The following is a 19,056-nucleotide window of genomic DNA, read 5'->3' as shown; positions in this document are numbered from 1 at the left end:
GTTGGTATGTTTGAAATAAAATGGGAAGTGGGTGATATTAAGACAGTTCACAAACTAGCATGAAGGAACAAAGCGCTGTTGTGAACTGTCTTAAGGGGGATAACTTAGGGCTTAGGCTAGGGTAGCCTCGCCTTTTTGCCAGTTACATGGGCAAAGCTCGTCGGTTTGAAGCGCATCCAAAACTCGGATCACTTCATTCACATTACGGCCTACAGAAAGGTCGTTTACGCTTACCCAACGGATAACTCCTTGTGGGTCCACAATATAAGTGGCGCGGTATGCTATCTTTTCGTTTGCTTCCAAAATTCCAAGCTCCTCAGCCAAAGACTTAGAAGTGTCGGCCAACATCGGGAAGTGCAATCCACGAAGGTCGTCGTGGTTCTGACGCCATGCCAAATGAACGAATTCACTGTCGGTAGACGCTCCTATTAGGATCGTGTCCCGGTCGCTGAAATCCTCAACATGCTTGTTGAATTCTGCAATTTCAGTAGGGCATACAAAGGTGAAATCCTTAGGCCACCAGAACATAACCATCCATTTGTCCGCATTTTTATGGTCTTCGGAAGTGATATCATAAAACTCATTTCCTTTCTCTAATGATACTACTGCTGTCTTCTTAAATTCGGGGAACTGAGATCCTACCGATAAAAGTCTATTTGCCATAATTAATGTAAAATCGTTGATTGTATTTTTTTAATTTTTACAAAGTTAATCAGCCTCCTAGTGCAAGGCAACAGCGTGGCTGGTACTTTATGGCGAAAGAGTTGGGTTTGTCTAATGAATTTAGTTTTATTTATAATGTAGTAGTATCAATAGAAATTATCTATATTTCTATCGATTTTGTAAATAGGATTATTGGAATAATTAGCTATATGATTTTGTTGTTGTTAATCCTCGGTTTTCCCTTCAGGGAGTAAGGCCAAGATACTTTCCAGTGCCATGCCTCTCGAACCTTTAATAAGGAAAAAAGTATTGTTTTGAGGGTTATCCATCACCCAATTGTGAAGGGAGAATTTATCAGGAAAGTAATAGGCTTTCGGTAGCGCGGGTAAAGCCTGCTGCATGTGTTGGCCAGTCAGGATCACCGTGTCGAAATGGAAGTTGGCCAGTGCCTCACCTAAAGCCCGGTGCTCGGCATCGGAGTCTGGGCCTAGTTCGTACATATCGCCCAGAATCACTATTTTCCTGGGGGCCTCCAGGTTTTCGAAGTTTTGTAAGGCCGCTTGCATCGACGATGGATTGGCATTATAGGCATCCATAATGATGGTATTGCTCCCTTTATGCACGATTTGAGAACGATTGTTGTCGGGCTGGTACTGGCCGACCGCCTCGTTGGCATCCTCGTCGGTGACCTCAAAGTATTTGGCTACGGCCAAGGCGGCACTTATGTTATCAAAATTGTAGGTTCCTGGCAAATGGGTTTCGATCATTTTGCCATTATTACTCTTATAGGCTACTACCGGGCTCGACCGGAGCAGTTCGGGGTGGGAGGGACTGGTTTCGGAACCGAAGAACACGATTTCGCCAAACGCCCTTCTCTTACTCACCATTTCCATGGTATCCTCATGTTTAGAATTGACGAAAATGGTTCCTTTTTTCTTGGACAAGTAATCCAATAGTTCTCCTTTGCCTTTTTTGATGCCTTGAATTCCTCCGAAGCCCTCCAGATGGGCCTTGCCTATATTGGTGATCAGCCCATGGGTAGGCATGGCTATATTGCTCAGCATGGCTATTTCGCCTTGGTGATTGGCTCCCATTTCTATGACGGCCAGCTCATGTTTTTTATTTTGAATAGCGAGCAGGGTCAGCGGTACGCCAATATGATTGTTGAGGTTGCCTTCGGTAGCATAGGTATTATATTTCATAGACAGTACCTTGTGCAGCAACTCTTTGGTGGTGGTCTTCCCATTGCTACCCGTAAGGGCCAGTACTGGGAAGTTAAAGGTTTTGCGGTGATGGCGGGCCAGATCCTGCAGGGCCGTCAACACATCTTCTACCAGTAAATAGCGCTCGTCCTGAACTATGGAGGGGTCGTCTACAATGGCATATGCGGCACCGTCCTCTAAGGCTTTATGCGCATATTGGTTTCCGTCGAAGGATACTCCTTTAAGAGCGAAAAATAGTCCGTTTACTTGTATTTTACGGGTGTCGGTAAATACTTGTGGGTGTTGTATATAGGTATCGTATAGGGCTTCAGTGGTGGTATACATGGGAATATGATGAATTTCGGAATATAAAAATAAAGTTAATGCTCAATCAAACGGTCTTGTAATTCGTTAGGTTTACATACCGATGAGCCAGATCATTGATATGGTCAGCAAAAATAATGTATAATTCTTCAACCCGACGTATGAAATTTTTTTGGTACCTACTATTGGCCCTACAATTGTTTCTGGTAATCAACCTAAAAGCCCAGCAAGCTTGGATGAAGGTCGATTCCCTCACCCCTCTTACATTGGATGGGGTGGAGCTTCAGAATCCTTGGGCTGGGGGGCTCAATGCCATCCAGTACGGCACCATGCATCTGGATCAGGACGAATTTCCCGACTTGGTCGTTTTTGACCGAACCAACGGAAGGGTTTCTACTTTTTTGACAAGGGCCTTGCCTGAGGAGTCTGGAGAATTAAGCTATATATATGCTCCTTCCTATGCCTTACGCTTTCCAAAACTATCTAATTGGATGGTTTTGGCCGATTATGACGGGGATGGGCATAAGGATCTTTTTACGAGTACTCCGTTGGGTATTACGGTTTATCGCCATTCGGGGGCGGGGGGGGACTGGTCCTTCCTGCCGGTGCGCGATTTGCTTTATACCAAAGGGTTTAGCAGTATCCTCAATCTACAAGTGTCGGGTACCGATCTGCCCGGTATTGCCGATGTCGACGACGATGGGGATTTGGATATCCTTACCTTCGATTTTTCGGGGACTTATATTTCCTTGCATCAGAATCTGAGCATGGAAAAATACGGTGTGCCCGATAGCCTAGGCACGGCAACGGATCCGGTGTTTATCAGAAATGGTAACTGTTGGGGCAATTTTCACAAAGGGGATATTTCGGGCTTCGATTTTGGGGTGGACTGTAATGTGGCCGACAACCTTACCAGCGCTCGTGTGGAACATGCCGGAAACTCCATTCTACTGGCCGATCTGAATGGGGATGGAGCCAAAGATTTGCTCACCGGCCATGTTAGCAACGATTACGTGTCGGTACTGTATAATAACCAGACAGGCCTTATTGCCAATTTTGACCGGTATACCGATACTTTTCCAGAAAAAGATCCAATAAAAATGCACATCTTTCCGGCAGCCTATTACGAGGATCTGGATTTTGATGGGGTGAAAGACCTGGCCATATCCCCCAATACAGAGGGAAACGATGGTCTGGCTGTGGACTTCGCTTCTTCCAGCTGGTTGTATCATAATGCGGGAACCGACTCCCATCCTGCGTTCTCGCTGGTGCAGCGCAATTTCCTGCAGGCCCATATGTTAGATGTAGGGGAATATGCCGCGCCCACTTTTATAGATGTAGATGCGGACGGCGATCTGGATTTGGTAGTGGGGACAGGCGGTGTAGCCAGTGCTAGTGGCTTTAAAGGAAGCCTGTGGTTGTTAGAGAACACCGGAACTTCCGTTGATCCTAGCTTTGAAGTGGTCGACAAAAACTATTTAGATATTTTGGGGAACTTCAATATTTATAACATCAGGCCCCAATGGACCGATTTTAATGGAGATGGGGTCGTGGATCTGGGCTTTTTTGCCATTAATATAGATAACCTAAAGCCCGAGTACCGCTATATTCCCAATCGATCGAAGGGGGGAGGCGTACAGCTGGATGTGAAGGAGGTGGTACAAATACCCCTGCCGAGTGGTACTCAGCTGATGGACGCTCCCTTTTTCTATGATGCAGACTCCGATGGCGATCTCGACCTTCTGATGGGCAAGACGCAAGGCAATATTAATTACTACCGGAATACAGGCTCTAACAACAACTTTTCTTTTCAGTTAGAGTCGGAGTCATTCGCTGGGGTGAGTCTTAATTTTGAAGGACGCAACGTGCAAGTTTCAGTGGCTGATGTCGATTTGGATGACCGACCCGACCTTTTGACGGCCGATCAATCGGGAGTTTTAAAAATTTTTCATGGGGGCTTATGGGGCCAGTGGACCGAGCGTACCACCAGCATGATCCAAATGGCTGACAACCCCAGGTCTCCTTTCTTAGGCGTTTCTTTACAAACCAATATTGGCGATTATAACGGCGATGGCAAGCCCGATGTGGTAGTAGGTACCAATGCCGGTGGAGTGCTACTGCTTCAAAACATCCTTCCGATTACGGTAACCGGTGTAGAGCCGCTTCCTAAGGACCAGCTGCTGGTGTATCCCAACCCGGCTACCCAGTCGGTAAAAGTGAAACTGGCTCAGGATGGTACCATTCGAATCTATGGGCTTAATGGGGCCGTGATCGTGGACGGTGGGGTACTTCAGGCGGGACAGGAACGGATCCTTTCGACCCGGAACCTGTCTGCGGGGATATATATCATTGAGGCTAAGACGGGCGACCAACGAATAGCAAAGAAGCTAGTGATTCGCTAGTTCAAAAGGGCTAGGAGCTTACTCACCGAGGTCCTCCTTCGTAAAGGTACAGCCGTGTTCGTACCTCTTGGAGTTCCTGTTGTAAATATTCTATTTTATTCAGTAAATGAAGGGCAATATCGATTCCTTCGATATTCAGTTCGAGTTCTTGATGTAGCCTGATTAGGCGCTCCAGGTGGGCGATCTGGTCGCGGTGTACATAGGTAACGGACTGGACGGTCTCTACCTCAATAAGCCCCTCTTCGGAGAGGGCATTAAAGAAGGTCAGCTCGATATGATAGTGGCTGCAAAGCTGGTCTATGGGTATGAAATTGTCTACGTTCATGATTCGCTAAGTTTGCTGAGTTCTTTTACCAATTCTATTTCTTTTTCCGACAATGAGGTCGGGAGTTTTACCTGGTAGGTAATATACAGATCTCCGAATTGGCCTTCTTTTTTGTATACAGGAAAACCTTTGCCTTTAAGTTTGACCTTGGTACCATTTTGGGTGAGGGGTTTGACTTGCAATTTTACCTTTCCATCGAAGGTGTCGACCATGAGCTCACCACCCAATAGTGCCTTATAGAGATCCAGCTCTATGGTGGTATAGAGGTTGTCGTGGTCTAGTTTAAAAGGCGTATCATTGGTAATAGAAAAGGTAATATACAAGTCGCCTTTTGGCCCCCCGTTGGCTCCCTCACCACCATGCCCGGGTATCTTAATAACCTGGCCGTCTTTTACACCGGCCGGGATGGTAAGTCGTATATTTTTTCCATTTACCGTAAGCACTCGTGGCTGGGTGGTATACACGTCTCTTAAATTGAGCTGTAGTTCGGCATTAAAGTCGGTTCCTTTATACCTTACCCGGCTACTTCTGGAGCCAAAGCCTCCACCGCCAAACATAGACTCGAAGAAGTCGGAATAGTCGCCCCCTCCGAATCCGTCATCGGGGCGTTGCTGCCGTCCTCCATACGCCTGCCGCTGTTGTTTGGCCTTCTCAAACTCCTCGGCGTGCTTCCAATCTTTGCCATAACTATCGTATTTCTTACGATTTTCGGCATTACTTAATACTTCATTGGCCTCGTTGACCTCCTTGAATTTGGTCTCGGCCTCCTTATCATTTGGATTTACGTCGGGATGGTATTTGCGGGCCAGTTTTCGATAGGCTTTTTTGATGTCAGCCTCTGTGGCCGACTTGGGGATTCCTAATACCTGATAATAGTCTATAAATGCCATTCAATTATGAAGTCTAAAATATGTTTGGTGAGGATCAAGAACCTAAAACTGCGGTCCTGAATCCTTGTTCAAATTTAACAAAAAACAACCATACCAAAATGATGTTGATCATGGTTCTGAAGGATATTGCCCTCAAATAAGTCCTGTTGTCCTGAATATATCGACAAAGGAGGATGACTACAAAAAAAGACCCCTTCCCAAATCCAATTAGGTTGGATTAGGAAGGGGTTTTTGTGGGGTATGTTTTGGAAGCCAGTTGGCCTTAGTTCCATCCACCCCCCAAAGCCCTGTATACATTTACAGTGGCATTGAGTTGTTCTTTCTTAGTCTCTACCAATTCGAATTTGGATTCCAGGGCGTCTCTTTGAGTGAGAAGTACTTCCATATAATCGGCTCTAGCCGATTGAAACAGTCCATTGGCAATGGTGGTGGACTGGGTAAGGGCTTGTACTTCTTGTGATTTCAGCTCGTAGGTATTTCCTAGATTCTGGATATTCGAAAGCTGGTTAGTGACTTCGATATAGGCATTCAAAACCGTTTTTTCGTACTCATAGACGGCCTGAATCTGTTTGGCACTAGCATTCATATAGGTAGCTCGGATCGCCCTTTTGTTAATTAAGGGTCCCGCCAGATCCCCCGCCAAAGAGCTCAAAAGGGATTCGGGCATTTTGGCAAAGTAAGCTGGGTTGAAGGCTTGCACGCCCAAGGTCGCCGAGATTCCCAAGGAAGGGTAGAAATTGGCCCTAGCTACCGATATGTCGATCTTAGCTGCTGTGAGCAGGTTTTCTGCCTGGCGTACGTCGGGGCGGTTTTGCAGCAATTGCGAGGGAACCCCCGACTGTACTACCGCTGGAATCCGGCTCACGAAGTCGGTTTGGCTATCTCTGAGGACAGGCTGTGGACTTCGTCCCAACAAAAAGTTGATTTTGTTTTCGGTAACGGTAATCTGCTGGTGAATGGCAAACTGCAAGCTGCGGGTATTGAGTACTTGGGCCTCGAATCGCTTTACGGCGAGCTCGGTGACCCGAGTCGATTGCTTCTGCAGGCGTACGATTTTCAAAGCATTGCTTTGAATGGCGATGTTCTGCTGAATGATAGCCAATTGGGCATCAAGGGCCAACAACTCATAATATGAAGTGGCGATCTCAGCTACGATATTGGTCAACATGAAATTTTTACCTTCCATAGTCGCCAAGTACCGGGATATTGCCGCCTTACGGGCGTTGCGCAGTTTATGCCAGATATCGACTTCCCAATGGGCGAAGGCCGCCACCCGAAAATCGGGTAGTGGATCGGGCATCTCTTTCCCTGGCTTTATTTCGGTGGTCGCTTCGGAGGCTCCCCGTTGGGTATACCTTGCGGTACGATCGAAACCGGCTCCGCCCCCTAGACCAACAAAAGGAAGGTATTCCCCTTTTTTTGCCGAGATCTCATTGCGGGCAATTTGTATTTCCTGTAAGGTAATATTCAGCTCCTGGTTGTTCTGCAGGGCAGTATCGATCAGGGCCGTCAGGTAGCGATCGGTAAAGTAGCTCTTCCAACTGACCTTACCGGTGTTGGTAGAGTCCTGAGAGCCATTATAGCTCTCAGAAACGATGTTGGTTACGTTTTTTTCTACAATGGTGGGAGTCTTACAAGCCGAAAAGGTTAACCCGATGCAGACTACTCCCAAGCATTGCTTGATGATTCTATTTTTATGCATTGTCGTCACTGTCGTCGGTTGTGGGAAATTGGTCAATGATATGAACGAAATCCTCGGTTAGAGAACTTTCTTCTTCATTTTTGATCATCTTACGGCCTTCGGCTAGAGATCCAAAAATGTAATACAGTCCGGGGACGATGATAACCCCGAAAATGGTACCGAAGAGCATACCTCCTAGCGCAGATGAACCGATGGTCCGGTTACCAATTGCACCCGCACCGTGGGCCATGATCAACGGGATAAGTCCAGCGATAAAGGCAAAGGACGTCATCAGAATAGGCCGGAAACGTACGCGTGCACCTTCAATGGCGGCTTCGAGCACGGTGGCACCTTCCTGATGTTTATGCATGGCAAATTCCACAATCAAAACGGCATTCTTACCGAGTAGCCCGACCAGCATCACCAGCCCGACCTGCGCATAGATATCGTTGGCGAGTCCCATGTATTTCAGCATAAAGAACGACCCAAAGACCCCAGCCGGCAATGAACATATTACGGAAAGCGGGATGATAAAACTCTCATATTGGGCGGACAGTACGAAGTAAACGAAAACTAGCACGACCAAGAAGATGTAGATGGCCTCATTACCACGACGAACCTCATCGAATGAAAGTGCTGCCCAGTCGATATCGAAGCCGTGAGGCAAGCTTGTTGCGGCCACTTCTTGAATCGCTTTAATGGCCTCGCCACTACTGTACCCTTTGGCGGGAGCCCCTCTAATAGCCGCCGTATTATACATATTGTAGCGGTTAATCTCGTTGGCACCCTGTTTCTTCTTAATTTTCATAAATGCCGAGAAGGGAACCATCTCATCACGGTCATTTTTAACATACAGCTGCATGATATCCTTAGGAAGTTTCCTAAACTCAGGGGCCGCCTGCACGAACACTTTAAAGAACCGTTGAAACTTAATGAAACCCAGTTCATAGGTACTACCTACATAAATGGATAGGGTGTTCATGGCGTTGCCGATAGATACCCCTTTTTGCATGGCGAGTTCATTATCGATCTCGATCTCGTATTGAGGGTAGTTGGCACTAAAGAAGGTGAACAAGCCGGTCAATTCTTTACGTTTTTCCAACGCCTTCATAAAGTCATTTTTAACTCTTTCGAGCTGGTTGTAGTCTCCTGAGTTGGTTTTGTCCAAAAGCTGCAAGGCGAAACCACCTGCGGCACCATAACCAGGTACTGCTGGAGGGTCGAAGAATTCGATGGTCGCTCCCGGTATAGCTTTCGCTTTTTCTTCCAGTTCATACATGATTTCGGTTACGGTATGTTCCCGCTCATCCCAAGGCTTTAGGTTGATCAGACAAGTACCCGCATTGGATCCCCTACCTTCGGTAAGTACCTCATAACCCGCTATGGATGATACCGACTGTACACCCTCTACCTTTTGGACGATGTCTTGAAGCTTCCGCGACAAATCGTTGGTTCTTTCCAAGGTCGATCCTGGAGGAGTTTGTAGAATGGCGTAGATCATCCCTTGGTCTTCACTAGGTATAAAACCGGAGGGAAGGTTAAGGCTTATACCAAATATTCCAGCGCCAAAAGCGAGCAGTAATCCAAAGGTTACTACCTGTCTGTTTACGATAAGCTTCAGCAGTTTTACATATCCTCCTGTGAGTTTTTCAAAGCCACGGTTAAATGAATCCAGGGCTTTGTCTAGAGCGTTTTTCTTCTTTACTTTTCCATGATTGTTTTTCAAAATCATGGCACAGAGTACCGGTGTAAGCGTAAGGGCAATAAAACCTGATATCACAATGGACGTAGCCATGGTGATGGCAAACTGTCGGTAGAATATACCCACGGGCCCGGTCATAAAGGCTACCGGTACGAATACCGCAGTCATCAGCAGGGTAATGGCAATTACCGCTCCACTGATCTCTCCAATTACCTTTCGGACGGCGTTGTACGGGGTCAGGTGAGGCTCCTCTTCCATTTTGGCATGGACGGCCTCGACGACGACGATGGCATCATCGACCACAATACCAATGGCCAATACGAGTGCAAAGAGGGTGATCATGTTGATCGTTAGTCCCAATAACTGCATAAACATAAAGGCACCGATCAGCGATACCGGTACGGCTAATGTGGGGATCAGTGTCGACCGCCAGTCGCCCAGGAATACGAATACCACTAAGGCTACCAAGATGAAGGCATCGCGTAGAGTATGCAAAACGTTTTCAGTCGAAGCACTCAGGAAGTTGGAAACGTCATAACTGATTTCATAATCCATTCCCGTAGGGAAGGTTTTCTTGAGTTCTTCAAGTTTGGCCTTCACGTTGTCAATCACCTCACTGGCATTACTATCGTAGGTCTGTTTTAGTACGATGGCCGCCGAGGGGTGCCCATTAATATTGGAGTAAATATCATAATATTCACTACCTAGGACTACCTTCGCGACGTCCTTTAGGCGCAGCATTTCCCCATCGGGGTTGGCTCTAATAATTACATCTTCATATTCCTTGGGATCGCTAAAACGGTCGGTATAGGCCAACACGTATTCGAGGGCTTCGGCACGGTCGCCGTCACCTCTACCTACCCGTCCAGGTTTACCAATAATACTCTGGTTGTTGAGGGCCTCCATAATCTCGTCGGGCGATACGTTATAGGCACGCATCCTGTCGGGGTTTAGCCATACACGCATGGCGTATTGCCTACTACCCAAAATAGTCGCTTGTCCGATACCGTTGATACGCTGGATTTCCGGAATCATGTTTACCCCAGCGTAGTTGAAGAGGAACTTCATATTGGCCTTAGGGTCCTTACTGTACAGGTTGACGTACATCAACATACTAGGCATGATAGGCGTAATAATAACCCCTTCCCGCTGTACCAGGTCGGGAAGCCTGTTCCGAACCTGTTCCACCCGGTTGGAGACCTGCACCAGCGCCTGGTTGGGGTCGGTGCCGAGGTTAAACACGATTTGAATGTTGGCTTCCCCCGAGCTAGTCGCATCGGAAGCCATGTATTTCATACCCCAAGCTCCATTAATGGACTGCTCCAAGGGGATGATGACCGATTCGGCCAGGGTTTTGGCACTCGCTCCTGGGTAGGAAGCATGCACCTGCACCATCACGGGGGCAATAGCCGGGAACTGTGAGGTGGGTAGTGTTTTGATAGCCAGTCCCCCCATGAATATTATCACCAAGGATAATACGATGGCGAGCACTGGCCTCTGTAAGAATTTACTAAACATTAGTTTTTATTTTTTTGGTATCTACCTTATTCAACATAAACTTTCAGACTGGGTAACACTTTCTCTGGAGCTTCAAACTCGTATTCAATCTTGTCGTCGTCGGTTACCTTCCGAATTCCTTCTAAGATGATTTTGTCAGTTGCTTTCAAGCCATTCTTGATGATATACAGGTCGGGCATTTCAGCTTCGATTTCTATCTCTCTGGAATGTACTACGTTGTTTTTGTCGACTACAAAAACATATTTCTTCTCCAGTACCTCATAAGAGGCTTTCTGAGGGATGATCAAGGCGTCTTTTAAGGGGATTTCCATCAATATATTACCCGTCTCACCATGTCTGAGGAGTCCCTTAGGGTTGGGGAAGGTCGCTCTGAAGGCGATATTACCCGTTTCGTTATTGAAGTCCGCCTCTATGGTTTTGACTACCCCGGGGTAATCAAAAATTTGGTGGTTGGCCATCTTCAAATTTACCTTAAGCATGTTTTCTGCCGTACTGTTGGTCTTGTAGTTCAAGTACTCGGCTTCCGGTACGTTGAAATACACCCACATTTGGCTGTTGTCGGAGAGGGTGGTGAGTAGGTCGCCTTCCGATACCAAGCTTCCAAGCCTCACCTGAAAATGATCCATAATACCATTAAATGGCGCCCGGATGTCGGTGAAGCCCAAATGAACCTGAGCCAGGGATAATTCCGCTTTGGCTTTGTCCCATTTGGCTTTCGCAAGAGACAATTCATTTTTGGAAACGATATTGCTGTCGGCTAGGGCTTTGGTGTTTTTGTATTCGATTTCGGCAAAGTTGGCCTCCGCCTGAGCCTTTTGTTTCTCTGCTTCGTAAAGCATCGGCATGATCTGGAACATGGGTTGTCCCTTTTTAATATATTGACCTTCATCAACGAATATTTTTTGAAGGTAACCCTTTTCTAAGGCTCGCAATTCAATGTGACTGATCGCCCGCACTTGACTTACATACTCTCTGATAATGGTGGTGTCTTTTCTGATGGGGCTGGTAACCACAAACTTGGTCTCCTCTTCCTTCGCTTCTTCTTTTTTTTCACAGCCTGTCTGGTACAATAATGCACACAAGCTCATGAGCATGAGGATTCTCTTCATGTTAATTTTAAAGTTTAATATGAAATTGTTATTAGGAAATATTAATTAGTCTTAGGTCTATTTGGCTTTTTCGGTTGCAGCGATCGAAAAATACCAGGAGGTCCCCACTTCGGTTTGGGGCCGAAGTAATGGGTGTATCACACTTGAATTACCCGAAGGGAGATGTGTAAGGGCCTATCTCCATAGCCATAAGTGAAATACTTATTATAACCCATACGTACCCGAATACAATCATGGTACTGGCCAAGCGTATGGGCAAGAGAAGAGCGGTAAACTTGTTGATGAAGGCCAGGATTGCTGGCTAATATGTGGCTTTTTTTCTCTTCTTCTTCCTCTTCTGCAAACCAAGTGCTACGATACTCTTGGTTGGTTTCGGGAGCCATTAAAGCACCTTGATTGTTGGCTTGTTGGTTTTTATGATTTTGATCCCCCATCTTGATCTGGAAGCTTGCAACCGTCTCGACGGGCTGAGCAGTGGGCGTCAAGGGCGCTGGAGCGGCCTGAATCAGGTAGCCGTTCAGAACAAGTATGCATTGCAGTAAAAGGTATCCTAGTCGCTTACACATTGACGAACAAAAAGTAGGTTGGGTCAAAGGATGATAGATTTGTGCTACATCAATCCACTTATAAAAGCCATTGATGATACAGTTGCAAATAGCGCTAGTATCGGTTAGTTTTCAATTAAAGGAAAATTAAAATAAGGTTAAAAAGCTTCGAATAAAGACGATGGATTGTAATTTAGAGGGGTTTAGTATCATTTTTATTCTTCCAAGTTATGTGTTGTAGATGTAACTTAGAGTTGTATTTGAGGATGCTGTTTTTTTGTTTTCAAAGGGGCCTATCAGCAAAAAGTCCCGGCGACCAAAGACTGATTGGGTGGCAGGGACTTTTTTGCTGATAAAAATTTCACGTTTTACTCGACTAATAACCTCACGCCTTTGCTATGCGCCGTAAATTCGGGCGCATACATGCATTGAATACTGGTGATGCCATTACTGAAATCGCCCTGGTGCGATGCAATAAGAAGATATTCAAACACGTAGGTGCCCTTAGGGAGTCGGTTGAAGAAGAAGTTGGTACTAGCATCCTTGGTGGATTCGTAATAGCCCAATCCGTCCTGGTACCTATAGCCGCTGAGGACTTGGACAGGCTCCAAGGAGGAGGCCCTTAAGTCTTTCATATGTACATACTCCATATCTCTATCCACCCGTAGTTCAATACGGACCTTTATTTTATCGCCGATATTAACCCGATCCGTTTCATGGATGGGGGTAAGCACAGGGCCTTTGTCGGTATTGCTTTCCAAGAAAAGTTGTTTGGAAAGCTTTAGAGGGGTTTCGGCGAAGGTGATCTTGTCCATGTCCTCAAAATATTGCCAATAAACGGCACCCCAGCTAGGAGGTGTATTGCTGGGGGAGTCACTGGTTACTTTGAGCGTTATTTGTCCCATGTCGGGTTGGACTTTCTCGCCAGAGATTTTGGTTTTAAAATAGCCAGTTCCTGCCTCCACTTGGGTAGGGCGTAAGGTTTGTTGGCCCAGTTGAATACTCGCCGTTGGGGTTGTCGACAACCAGTCGCTGCCTTGGGCAATAAGGGCATAGCAGGCTTCGGCAGTGGCTTTGGTACTCTCCCATGCGTTGGTTTGTTTGTTTTTGAGTAACCAGGTTTTTAAAGCATTTACCGTTTTAGGGTCGCCTTCTATCTCTTGAAACACTTCTATAAGTAAGGCTTGCCGTTCTACCGGCGACTCATACCACCACCAGCCTCTACGCGTGTCCTTCCAGTACATTCCCATTTCGTCATGGAGTATGGAGGTTTCTTTCAGCGACTTCAATATGGCGTTGGCTACAGCCTTATCTCCAGCTCTAAAAAGGGCCAATGCGGTAAGTCCCTGTAAATATTTCGACTGGCTCACCCAATTGGTTTTCGCCCTTTCCTGAAAGAAGGCAAAGGCCTTCGTGGCGGCAGAGGCAACGGGTATTTCTTTAAAGAAGCTTCGCATATACAAGTAGTGAATCACAGTAGGGCTTACCGATACCTTTTTAAGATCTTGCTTTTGCCGGAGTATTGTTTCATAATCTTCCTGCATGCGGCTGTCTAGGTACGGGATGGCCTTGGCTACGATACTTTGCAGATTGTCGGACTGATTGCCTTGTACTGCTTTGGTTTTCTGTAAATGGCCAATACCGGTAAGAATATACTGCGTGATATACCGATCGTCGGGACCGCCATCGAACCAACTAAAAGCGCCGGAGCTTCCTTGTTTTTGGCGTAGCTGGTCGTAGGCATTGCTGAGTTCATTGCGCATCCGCACGAGGTCAAAGAGCAGGGCTATGTTTTTTTTCTGTTGCTCTTCCGTTTTGGCCGCCAATACCCATGGGGTTTCTTCCAGGAGAATAGATTTAAGCTCCTGGTTTTTCTGCAAATTACTTAGCAACGCTGAGCTGTCGCTATGCTGCCATTGGGACATGACTTGGGCCACCTGAGGGGCGCCCTCTACCAGGGAGGCTGCCAGCGAATTGGCATAATACCGATTCCAGGTTTGTTCCGCACAGTCATAAGGATATTCCATCAGGTAAGGAAGGGCCTGTATGGCGTACCAGGCAGGGTTGCTGGTATATTCCACCGTCAGCGATTGGTGCGTTAGGCTGTTGGACTTTCCTGCTTGGGTCAATTTGTCAAAACGATAGTTTCGTTGACCCGATCCTGAAAGAGACAATGGGAGGCTTTCGGTTACTAGTAGGCGGTTGGACAACACGGGGATAGTTTGCTGCTCCGCGTCAGAAACCGACCCGGCCTGGGCGTTAATGGTATAGGTGATCGGTTCGGTATGGTCCCGAGGCACTTCTATAGAAAAGGTGACTCCCACGCTCTGGCCCGGAGCTAGGCTGAAGGGCTTTTCCTGATGTTGGTTTTTAAAAGCTACGTCCAAATTCTCATCTGTGGCTGCATTGCGCAGGGTAAGTCGCACGGTGCCATCCATCTTTTGATCGCTCACGTTGACTACCTTAGTTGGGAAATATAGCTTGTCGCCCTGTCGAATAAAACGAGGTGCGTTAGGCTGTACCATCAATTCCTTCTGCGTTACGATTTCGCGACTGATATAGCCCAGAGCCAGATTCTTGGTATGGGCCAGGGCCTGGAACTTCCAGCGTGTCAGGGCGTCGGGAAGGGTGAATGAAAAGGTAATCTCCCCATTTTCGTTGGTACGCAAGTCGGGAGTAAAGAATGCCGTTTCATTGAAGTTCGTACGCACCTTTGCCAATGGAATGGTGGGGCTTTTCGATGAAACGTTGCCGGTGCTGTCGGTCAATGGATCGGCCGCCAGAGCCTCTGCTTGGCCTCTTATCTGCAGGTCCATTTTTGCCTCCGGAGCAGACATAGCCATAACATTTCCATCCATACTTCTCATCGTCATGCCCTTGTACATGCGGGGAGGGCTGGTTTGAAAATGGATGAGGTGATCATAAGCCTTGGATATTGGCTTGTAGTGATCCCGGTCGGGGTGGCTTGTCAGTGCCCGTTGCATGCCGAAGTTCTGTTGGCTAATCAGGGAAGGCAAGGAGGTATTCGTAGGCCACAGGTCTGGTTTCTGCCATTGATGTGGATAAAACTGGTCCAGAGAGGCATCATACATGCTTGCGAGCATTTCTGCCGCGACTTGCTCTTTCTGATGGCCCGTTATTTTTACCTTCCATTGCTCCGAACTACCGGGTAGCGTTTTGTCACGAAAGGTTTCGAAGGCTATATGGAGGTCCTTATTGGTCCAAGGAACCCGGATGGTTTCCGTAAATTGAAATATCCTGTTGTGTTTTACAAAAACGAAACGTACCGCATATCCTCCTCTGTCGGCCTCTGTTGCTTGATACGTGTAGGTATTGATGCCTTTTTTGATTTTTGGGAAAGAATATGTCACAGTAGACTGAGAGCCCCGGTTGTTGGCCTCGATAAGGTAAACTCCCGTTGCTGAGCTGGCCAAAGTGACAGAAGTTGACGCTCCAGGTTCTATGGCTTGGCTCTTGGTAATGGAAAGGTACTCGGGGCGGGGTAAGGATTTATCGCTTTCACTCTGAAGTTGAATATACTGTGTAACTGTAACCTCTTGGTTGGTGGAGTCCGTGGCAATAAACGTTACTTTATAATACCCCGACGACAGGTTTGGAGAGCTTAGGTCTACAGGTTGGCCCTTAACGGTAGTAAACCTGGTTTCAAAGAGGACTGCCTCTGTCTTCCAGCTTTCAGGTTCCGATTCGCGGTCATATTCGTCGTGTGGGAATAGCTTGAGGTATTCCGATTTACTGTAGAGGAATAGATCGGGACGGGACCACAGTCGGGGCCGGATGAGGCGCTGCTCCGGCATTAGCTTACTAAAACGAACCTGCATATCGCTCGACACAAAGGCTCCATTGAGGTTTTCTGTACGTAATTTGACTTTCTCGAGGTCTTGTAACCCCATTGGTCCAGACAGCGGAGCATCTATTACCAAACATTTATAGCCTACCGAAACTGCCTGATTGGCACTGCGTGTTTCGCCCGCAGCATCGGTGACGTCGGCGTATATCGTATAGGTAAATACCGGCTCCGATTCGATGGTCAGACTTCGGTCAGGGATGGCTTCGAAGCTTATCGAAAAGTGTCCATTGGCATCAGTTGTGGCAGATCCATGGGCTATTTCCATGGGTTGTTCCCGTGCATACCACCATCCTTTGGCCATCCAGGGGTATAAGAAGCGCCGATTGCGTACGATCCGGTACTGGACCTTTGCGCCGTCGATGGCATTTCCGGCATAGGCTTGGGCTGTGCCCGTCACCGTTAAGGTCTGGCCTAGGTTGTAGGTGCCCTGTAGGGTGTCCAAAACGACTTCAAATTTGGGTCTCTTGTATTCTTCTACTTCGATGTCGAAGTGGTTGTGCCCATCGACGGTTATTGAAAATGTTCCGTTGAGGCCCCCGGTTGGCAGCATCAATTTTCCGGAAAAGCTTCCATATTCATTGACCCGAACGGTTCTCTTTTCTATTACTTCCCCGTTGGCGCCGGTGATTTCTAAGGGGATCTCCGTTTCGGAATCCGTAAACAGGGCCTGTCCCTGGGCTATAATACCCTTGTAAAAGACCGTTTGTCCCGGACGGTACAGACTGCGGTCGGTAAAGAGCCAGGTACGCCGTTCCTCGTCTTGTGAGGAGGGTGGGTAAATGGAGGAGTAGGTGCGTATGGTTTCTTTGAGGTGCAGACGGTCTTTTTGATAGGTAATGTCTAGGGACGCATTCAGGTCACGGGGGGTGTCCCAGGGCCTGGTAATGGTCGCTTTCCCAGAGGAATTGGTTTGATAAAGTCCGCCTTCTTTTTTAACCAAAATGTTTTTACCATTTAGGTACTTGTTGTCCCAAATCTGTATCTGGGCTCGTACCAGTGGCTTTCCACTATCACGGTGCAAGACAAATAAGGACTGGTTGCTGAGGAAGAAACTGATATTGGAAATATGTGTTTTACGAAAGGCCAATTCGGAGGTGGATGGGTCGAAGTCCTCCGAGCTACTCGTACAGATTACGTACTCGCCGGCTGGGAGTGACTCCATCTTGATTTCCAGGCTATGCCTTTGGTAGTCCTTAGGGTCTGGCAAGGCTTGCGACCACTGTTGGACGGGCTTTAGCTTTTGGATGTTTTTCCAAAATGACTTTCGATCTTGGTAGTAATTATCTAGTTCTAAAGTGGGGTCATTGGCATATACTCTGATGTAAAGTTTCGTAAAATTCGCGTATTCTACCAGCATCCGAAAGGGCTGATCCGGAATGTTGACATTCTCCGAAGTAAAATCGAGTTGGCGTCGTTCTATGCTTTGCAGTAAGTTCCATGCATTTACTCCCCCCTCCGTCTTAGGGTTTTCATGGATTACCTTTTTGCATATCTCTACAGCCTTCAATTTTTCATAACGATGGCTACTATCTTGTCCGGCAGCATATTGGTCGCCAAGGTTGTTATAATAGGAGGCGAGTAGGTACCAAGCCTGGGCAGCAGCCGGCGTGGCTTGGTATTGGTCTGCCACGTGTTTGATAGACTGGTAGTACTGAGTCTCCTTGTCGGGATGGACCGAATGTTGCCGCACATATTGTAAACGGTGCAGATCTACATCTATCAGGGCGTCGGGGGTCTTGTCGGACAGGTGAAAGGCGATTAACCTTTGGTAAAGGAGCAAGGCTTGGTATTGCAGAGAGCTGCTGTCTTTGGTGTCGAATTTGCGGTAGGCGAAGTCCGCCGCTGGGTCCATGGCCGATGCCGAATTGATTTCGAAGGCATAGGCAGGCTTATGAAGGTCGCGTTCGTCGCTTTGGAAATATTGTAGGGCTTCGTGGGTGAGCAGGTCGTACAGCGTGGGGCGAAGTGCCCTGGTATTGCCAGGTTGAATCAGGGTGCTATAATCCTTCAGAGCCGTTTGCTTCAGGAGTTTTTCTTCCCGTATCGATTCCATATATAGGCTTCCTATCTTCTGGTGGAAGTCTTCGGCCGTCCAAGTGGCTACATCGACTTTATCGAAGCCTTTAGTGGCCGTTCGGTCATAGAGCTGCCATCGGATTTGCTGATAGTAATTCCAATATTTTTGGGCCAGCAAACTAGCCAATATGGATCGTGCGGGTTGTTCGCTTTCTTTTAAGGCCTTTTCGAGTTGGGTAAAGGCCATAGCGTCATCCTCCTCCACAATCTCATGGCTCAGGTCTATTTTATATACCAATGCCTTGATGGATTCGGCTTTATGATGGTCTTGAAGGGCCGAGTCATAGATTTTCTCGACCTCCGCTAATGCCGACTTAGGAAGTCCATTTTTTATATGGTCTTCCACACGCTTCCAATTATTTTTATAGGGGTCTTGTTGTTGTGCGTAAGTCATATGGGTGCAGATGAAAATTATGAGAAGAATTCGACTCATTAATAGGCTGAGGTGTGCTGTCATAGTTTGTATTTCTGATGGAAGTATGGATGTCAATTTAACGAAGAGAAATGGCTTTTTAATAAGTTTGTTTGGTTAAATGATAGAGAAAAGTAACTAATGGTTGGAGTGAAGAAGGGAATTTTGAAGCGTTTAAGAAAAGTATACTAAAAACGCTGTGTCTTTTAAGTAGTATATCTTCCAATAGCCAGGGGTGAATGGGGGTATTTTTATAACCAATCTGGGAAAGTTTGAAACGGTTCTGGCAAGAATAATATTTGGTTAATATTAAAATAGGCGGAGTATAATTTGTGTTAT

At 46.9% G+C, this 19,056-nt stretch carries 10 protein-coding genes; 1 reads left to right on the top strand and 9 read right to left on the bottom strand.

Annotated elements, in window-relative coordinates; genetic code table 11:
• Nucleotides 1-111 precede the first annotated feature (111 nt).
• The gene (locus CLV98_RS06395; protein ID WP_109673456.1) at nucleotides 112-663 is read right to left on the bottom strand and encodes a peroxiredoxin; all 552 of its coding nucleotides are present in this window, start codon (nucleotides 661-663) and stop codon (nucleotides 112-114) included.
• A 224-nt stretch (nucleotides 664-887) separates the two neighbouring features.
• Nucleotides 888-2,210: a UDP-N-acetylmuramoyl-tripeptide--D-alanyl-D-alanine ligase gene (locus tag CLV98_RS06390; RefSeq protein WP_109673455.1), complete on the bottom strand. Its 1,323-nt coding sequence runs from the start codon at nucleotides 2,208-2,210 to the stop codon at nucleotides 888-890.
• A gap of 140 nt (nucleotides 2,211-2,350) precedes the next feature.
• On the opposite strand from CLV98_RS06390, the gene CLV98_RS06385 reads away from it, so the two are divergent.
• Nucleotides 2,351-4,591 carry a T9SS type A sorting domain-containing protein gene (locus CLV98_RS06385; protein ID WP_229203245.1) on the top strand — a complete coding sequence of 747 codons (2,241 nt, stop codon included), beginning with the start codon at nucleotides 2,351-2,353 and terminating at the stop codon, nucleotides 4,589-4,591.
• Between the two features lie 22 nt (nucleotides 4,592-4,613).
• Here CLV98_RS06385 and CLV98_RS06380 read toward each other — a convergent pair whose 3' ends face one another.
• The 7 genes from CLV98_RS06380 to CLV98_RS06350 all read right to left on the bottom strand — a co-directional run bounded on the left by CLV98_RS06380 (nucleotide 4,614) and on the right by CLV98_RS06350 (nucleotide 18,699).
• Nucleotides 4,614-4,916, bottom strand: coding sequence for a chaperone modulator CbpM (locus CLV98_RS06380; protein WP_109673453.1), 303 nt, complete (start codon nucleotides 4,914-4,916; stop codon nucleotides 4,614-4,616).
• Entirely contained in the window at nucleotides 4,913-5,806 is an 894-nt protein-coding gene (locus tag CLV98_RS06375; RefSeq protein ID WP_109673452.1) for a DnaJ C-terminal domain-containing protein, read from the bottom strand. Before CLV98_RS06375 ends, CLV98_RS06380 begins: the two co-directional genes overlap by 4 nt.
• A gap of 262 nt (nucleotides 5,807-6,068) precedes the next feature.
• Nucleotides 6,069-7,508: a TolC family protein gene (locus CLV98_RS06370; RefSeq protein ID WP_109673451.1), complete on the bottom strand. Its 1,440-nt coding sequence runs from the start codon at nucleotides 7,506-7,508 to the stop codon at nucleotides 6,069-6,071.
• Nucleotides 7,501-10,707 carry an efflux RND transporter permease subunit gene (locus CLV98_RS06365; protein ID WP_109673450.1) on the bottom strand — a complete coding sequence of 1,069 codons (3,207 nt, stop codon included), beginning with the start codon at nucleotides 10,705-10,707 and terminating at the stop codon, nucleotides 7,501-7,503. Before CLV98_RS06365 ends, CLV98_RS06370 begins: the two co-directional genes overlap by 8 nt.
• 26 nt (nucleotides 10,708-10,733) lie before the next feature.
• Nucleotides 10,734-11,816 (bottom strand): efflux RND transporter periplasmic adaptor subunit, encoded by a 1,083-nt coding sequence (locus CLV98_RS06360; protein WP_109673449.1) that lies wholly within the window; start codon nucleotides 11,814-11,816, stop codon nucleotides 10,734-10,736.
• Between the two features lie 137 nt (nucleotides 11,817-11,953).
• The gene (locus CLV98_RS06355; protein ID WP_109673448.1) at nucleotides 11,954-12,382 is read right to left on the bottom strand and encodes a hypothetical protein; all 429 of its coding nucleotides are present in this window, start codon (nucleotides 12,380-12,382) and stop codon (nucleotides 11,954-11,956) included.
• A gap of 347 nt (nucleotides 12,383-12,729) precedes the next feature.
• Nucleotides 12,730-18,699, bottom strand: a complete 5,970-nt coding sequence (locus tag CLV98_RS06350; protein WP_158281204.1) for an alpha-2-macroglobulin family protein — start codon at nucleotides 18,697-18,699, stop codon at nucleotides 12,730-12,732.
• Nucleotides 18,700-19,056 lie beyond the last annotated feature (357 nt).

This window comes from Dyadobacter jejuensis, from assembly GCF_003149085.1.
Taxonomy (GTDB): domain Bacteria; phylum Bacteroidota; class Bacteroidia; order Cytophagales; family Spirosomataceae; genus Dyadobacter; species Dyadobacter jejuensis.
Note: the sequence above shows the minus strand (reverse complement) of the source record. Positions and strands in the feature narration are given on the sequence as shown.

Bases quoted from the DNA above. Each gene is read 5' to 3' on its own strand.
- CLV98_RS06350 (WP_158281204.1), bottom strand. From the start codon at position 18,699: ATGACTTACGCACAACAACAAGACCCCTATAAAAATAATTGGAAGCGT.
- CLV98_RS06355 (WP_109673448.1), bottom strand. From the start codon at position 12,382: ATGTGTAAGCGACTAGGATACCTTTTACTGCAATGCATACTTGTTCTG.
- CLV98_RS06380 (WP_109673453.1), bottom strand. From the start codon at position 4,916: ATGAACGTAGACAATTTCATACCCATAGACCAGCTTTGCAGCCACTAT.
- CLV98_RS06370 (WP_109673451.1), bottom strand. From the start codon at position 7,508: ATGCATAAAAATAGAATCATCAAGCAATGCTTGGGAGTAGTCTGCATC.
- CLV98_RS06375 (WP_109673452.1), bottom strand. From the start codon at position 5,806: ATGGCATTTATAGACTATTATCAGGTATTAGGAATCCCCAAGTCGGCC.
- CLV98_RS06360 (WP_109673449.1), bottom strand. From the start codon at position 11,816: ATGAAGAGAATCCTCATGCTCATGAGCTTGTGTGCATTATTGTACCAG.
- CLV98_RS06385 (WP_229203245.1), top strand. From the start codon at position 2,351: ATGAAATTTTTTTGGTACCTACTATTGGCCCTACAATTGTTTCTGGTA.
- CLV98_RS06395 (WP_109673456.1), bottom strand. From the start codon at position 663: ATGGCAAATAGACTTTTATCGGTAGGATCTCAGTTCCCCGAATTTAAG.
- CLV98_RS06365 (WP_109673450.1), bottom strand. From the start codon at position 10,707: ATGTTTAGTAAATTCTTACAGAGGCCAGTGCTCGCCATCGTATTATCC.
- CLV98_RS06390 (WP_109673455.1), bottom strand. From the start codon at position 2,210: ATGTATACCACCACTGAAGCCCTATACGATACCTATATACAACACCCA.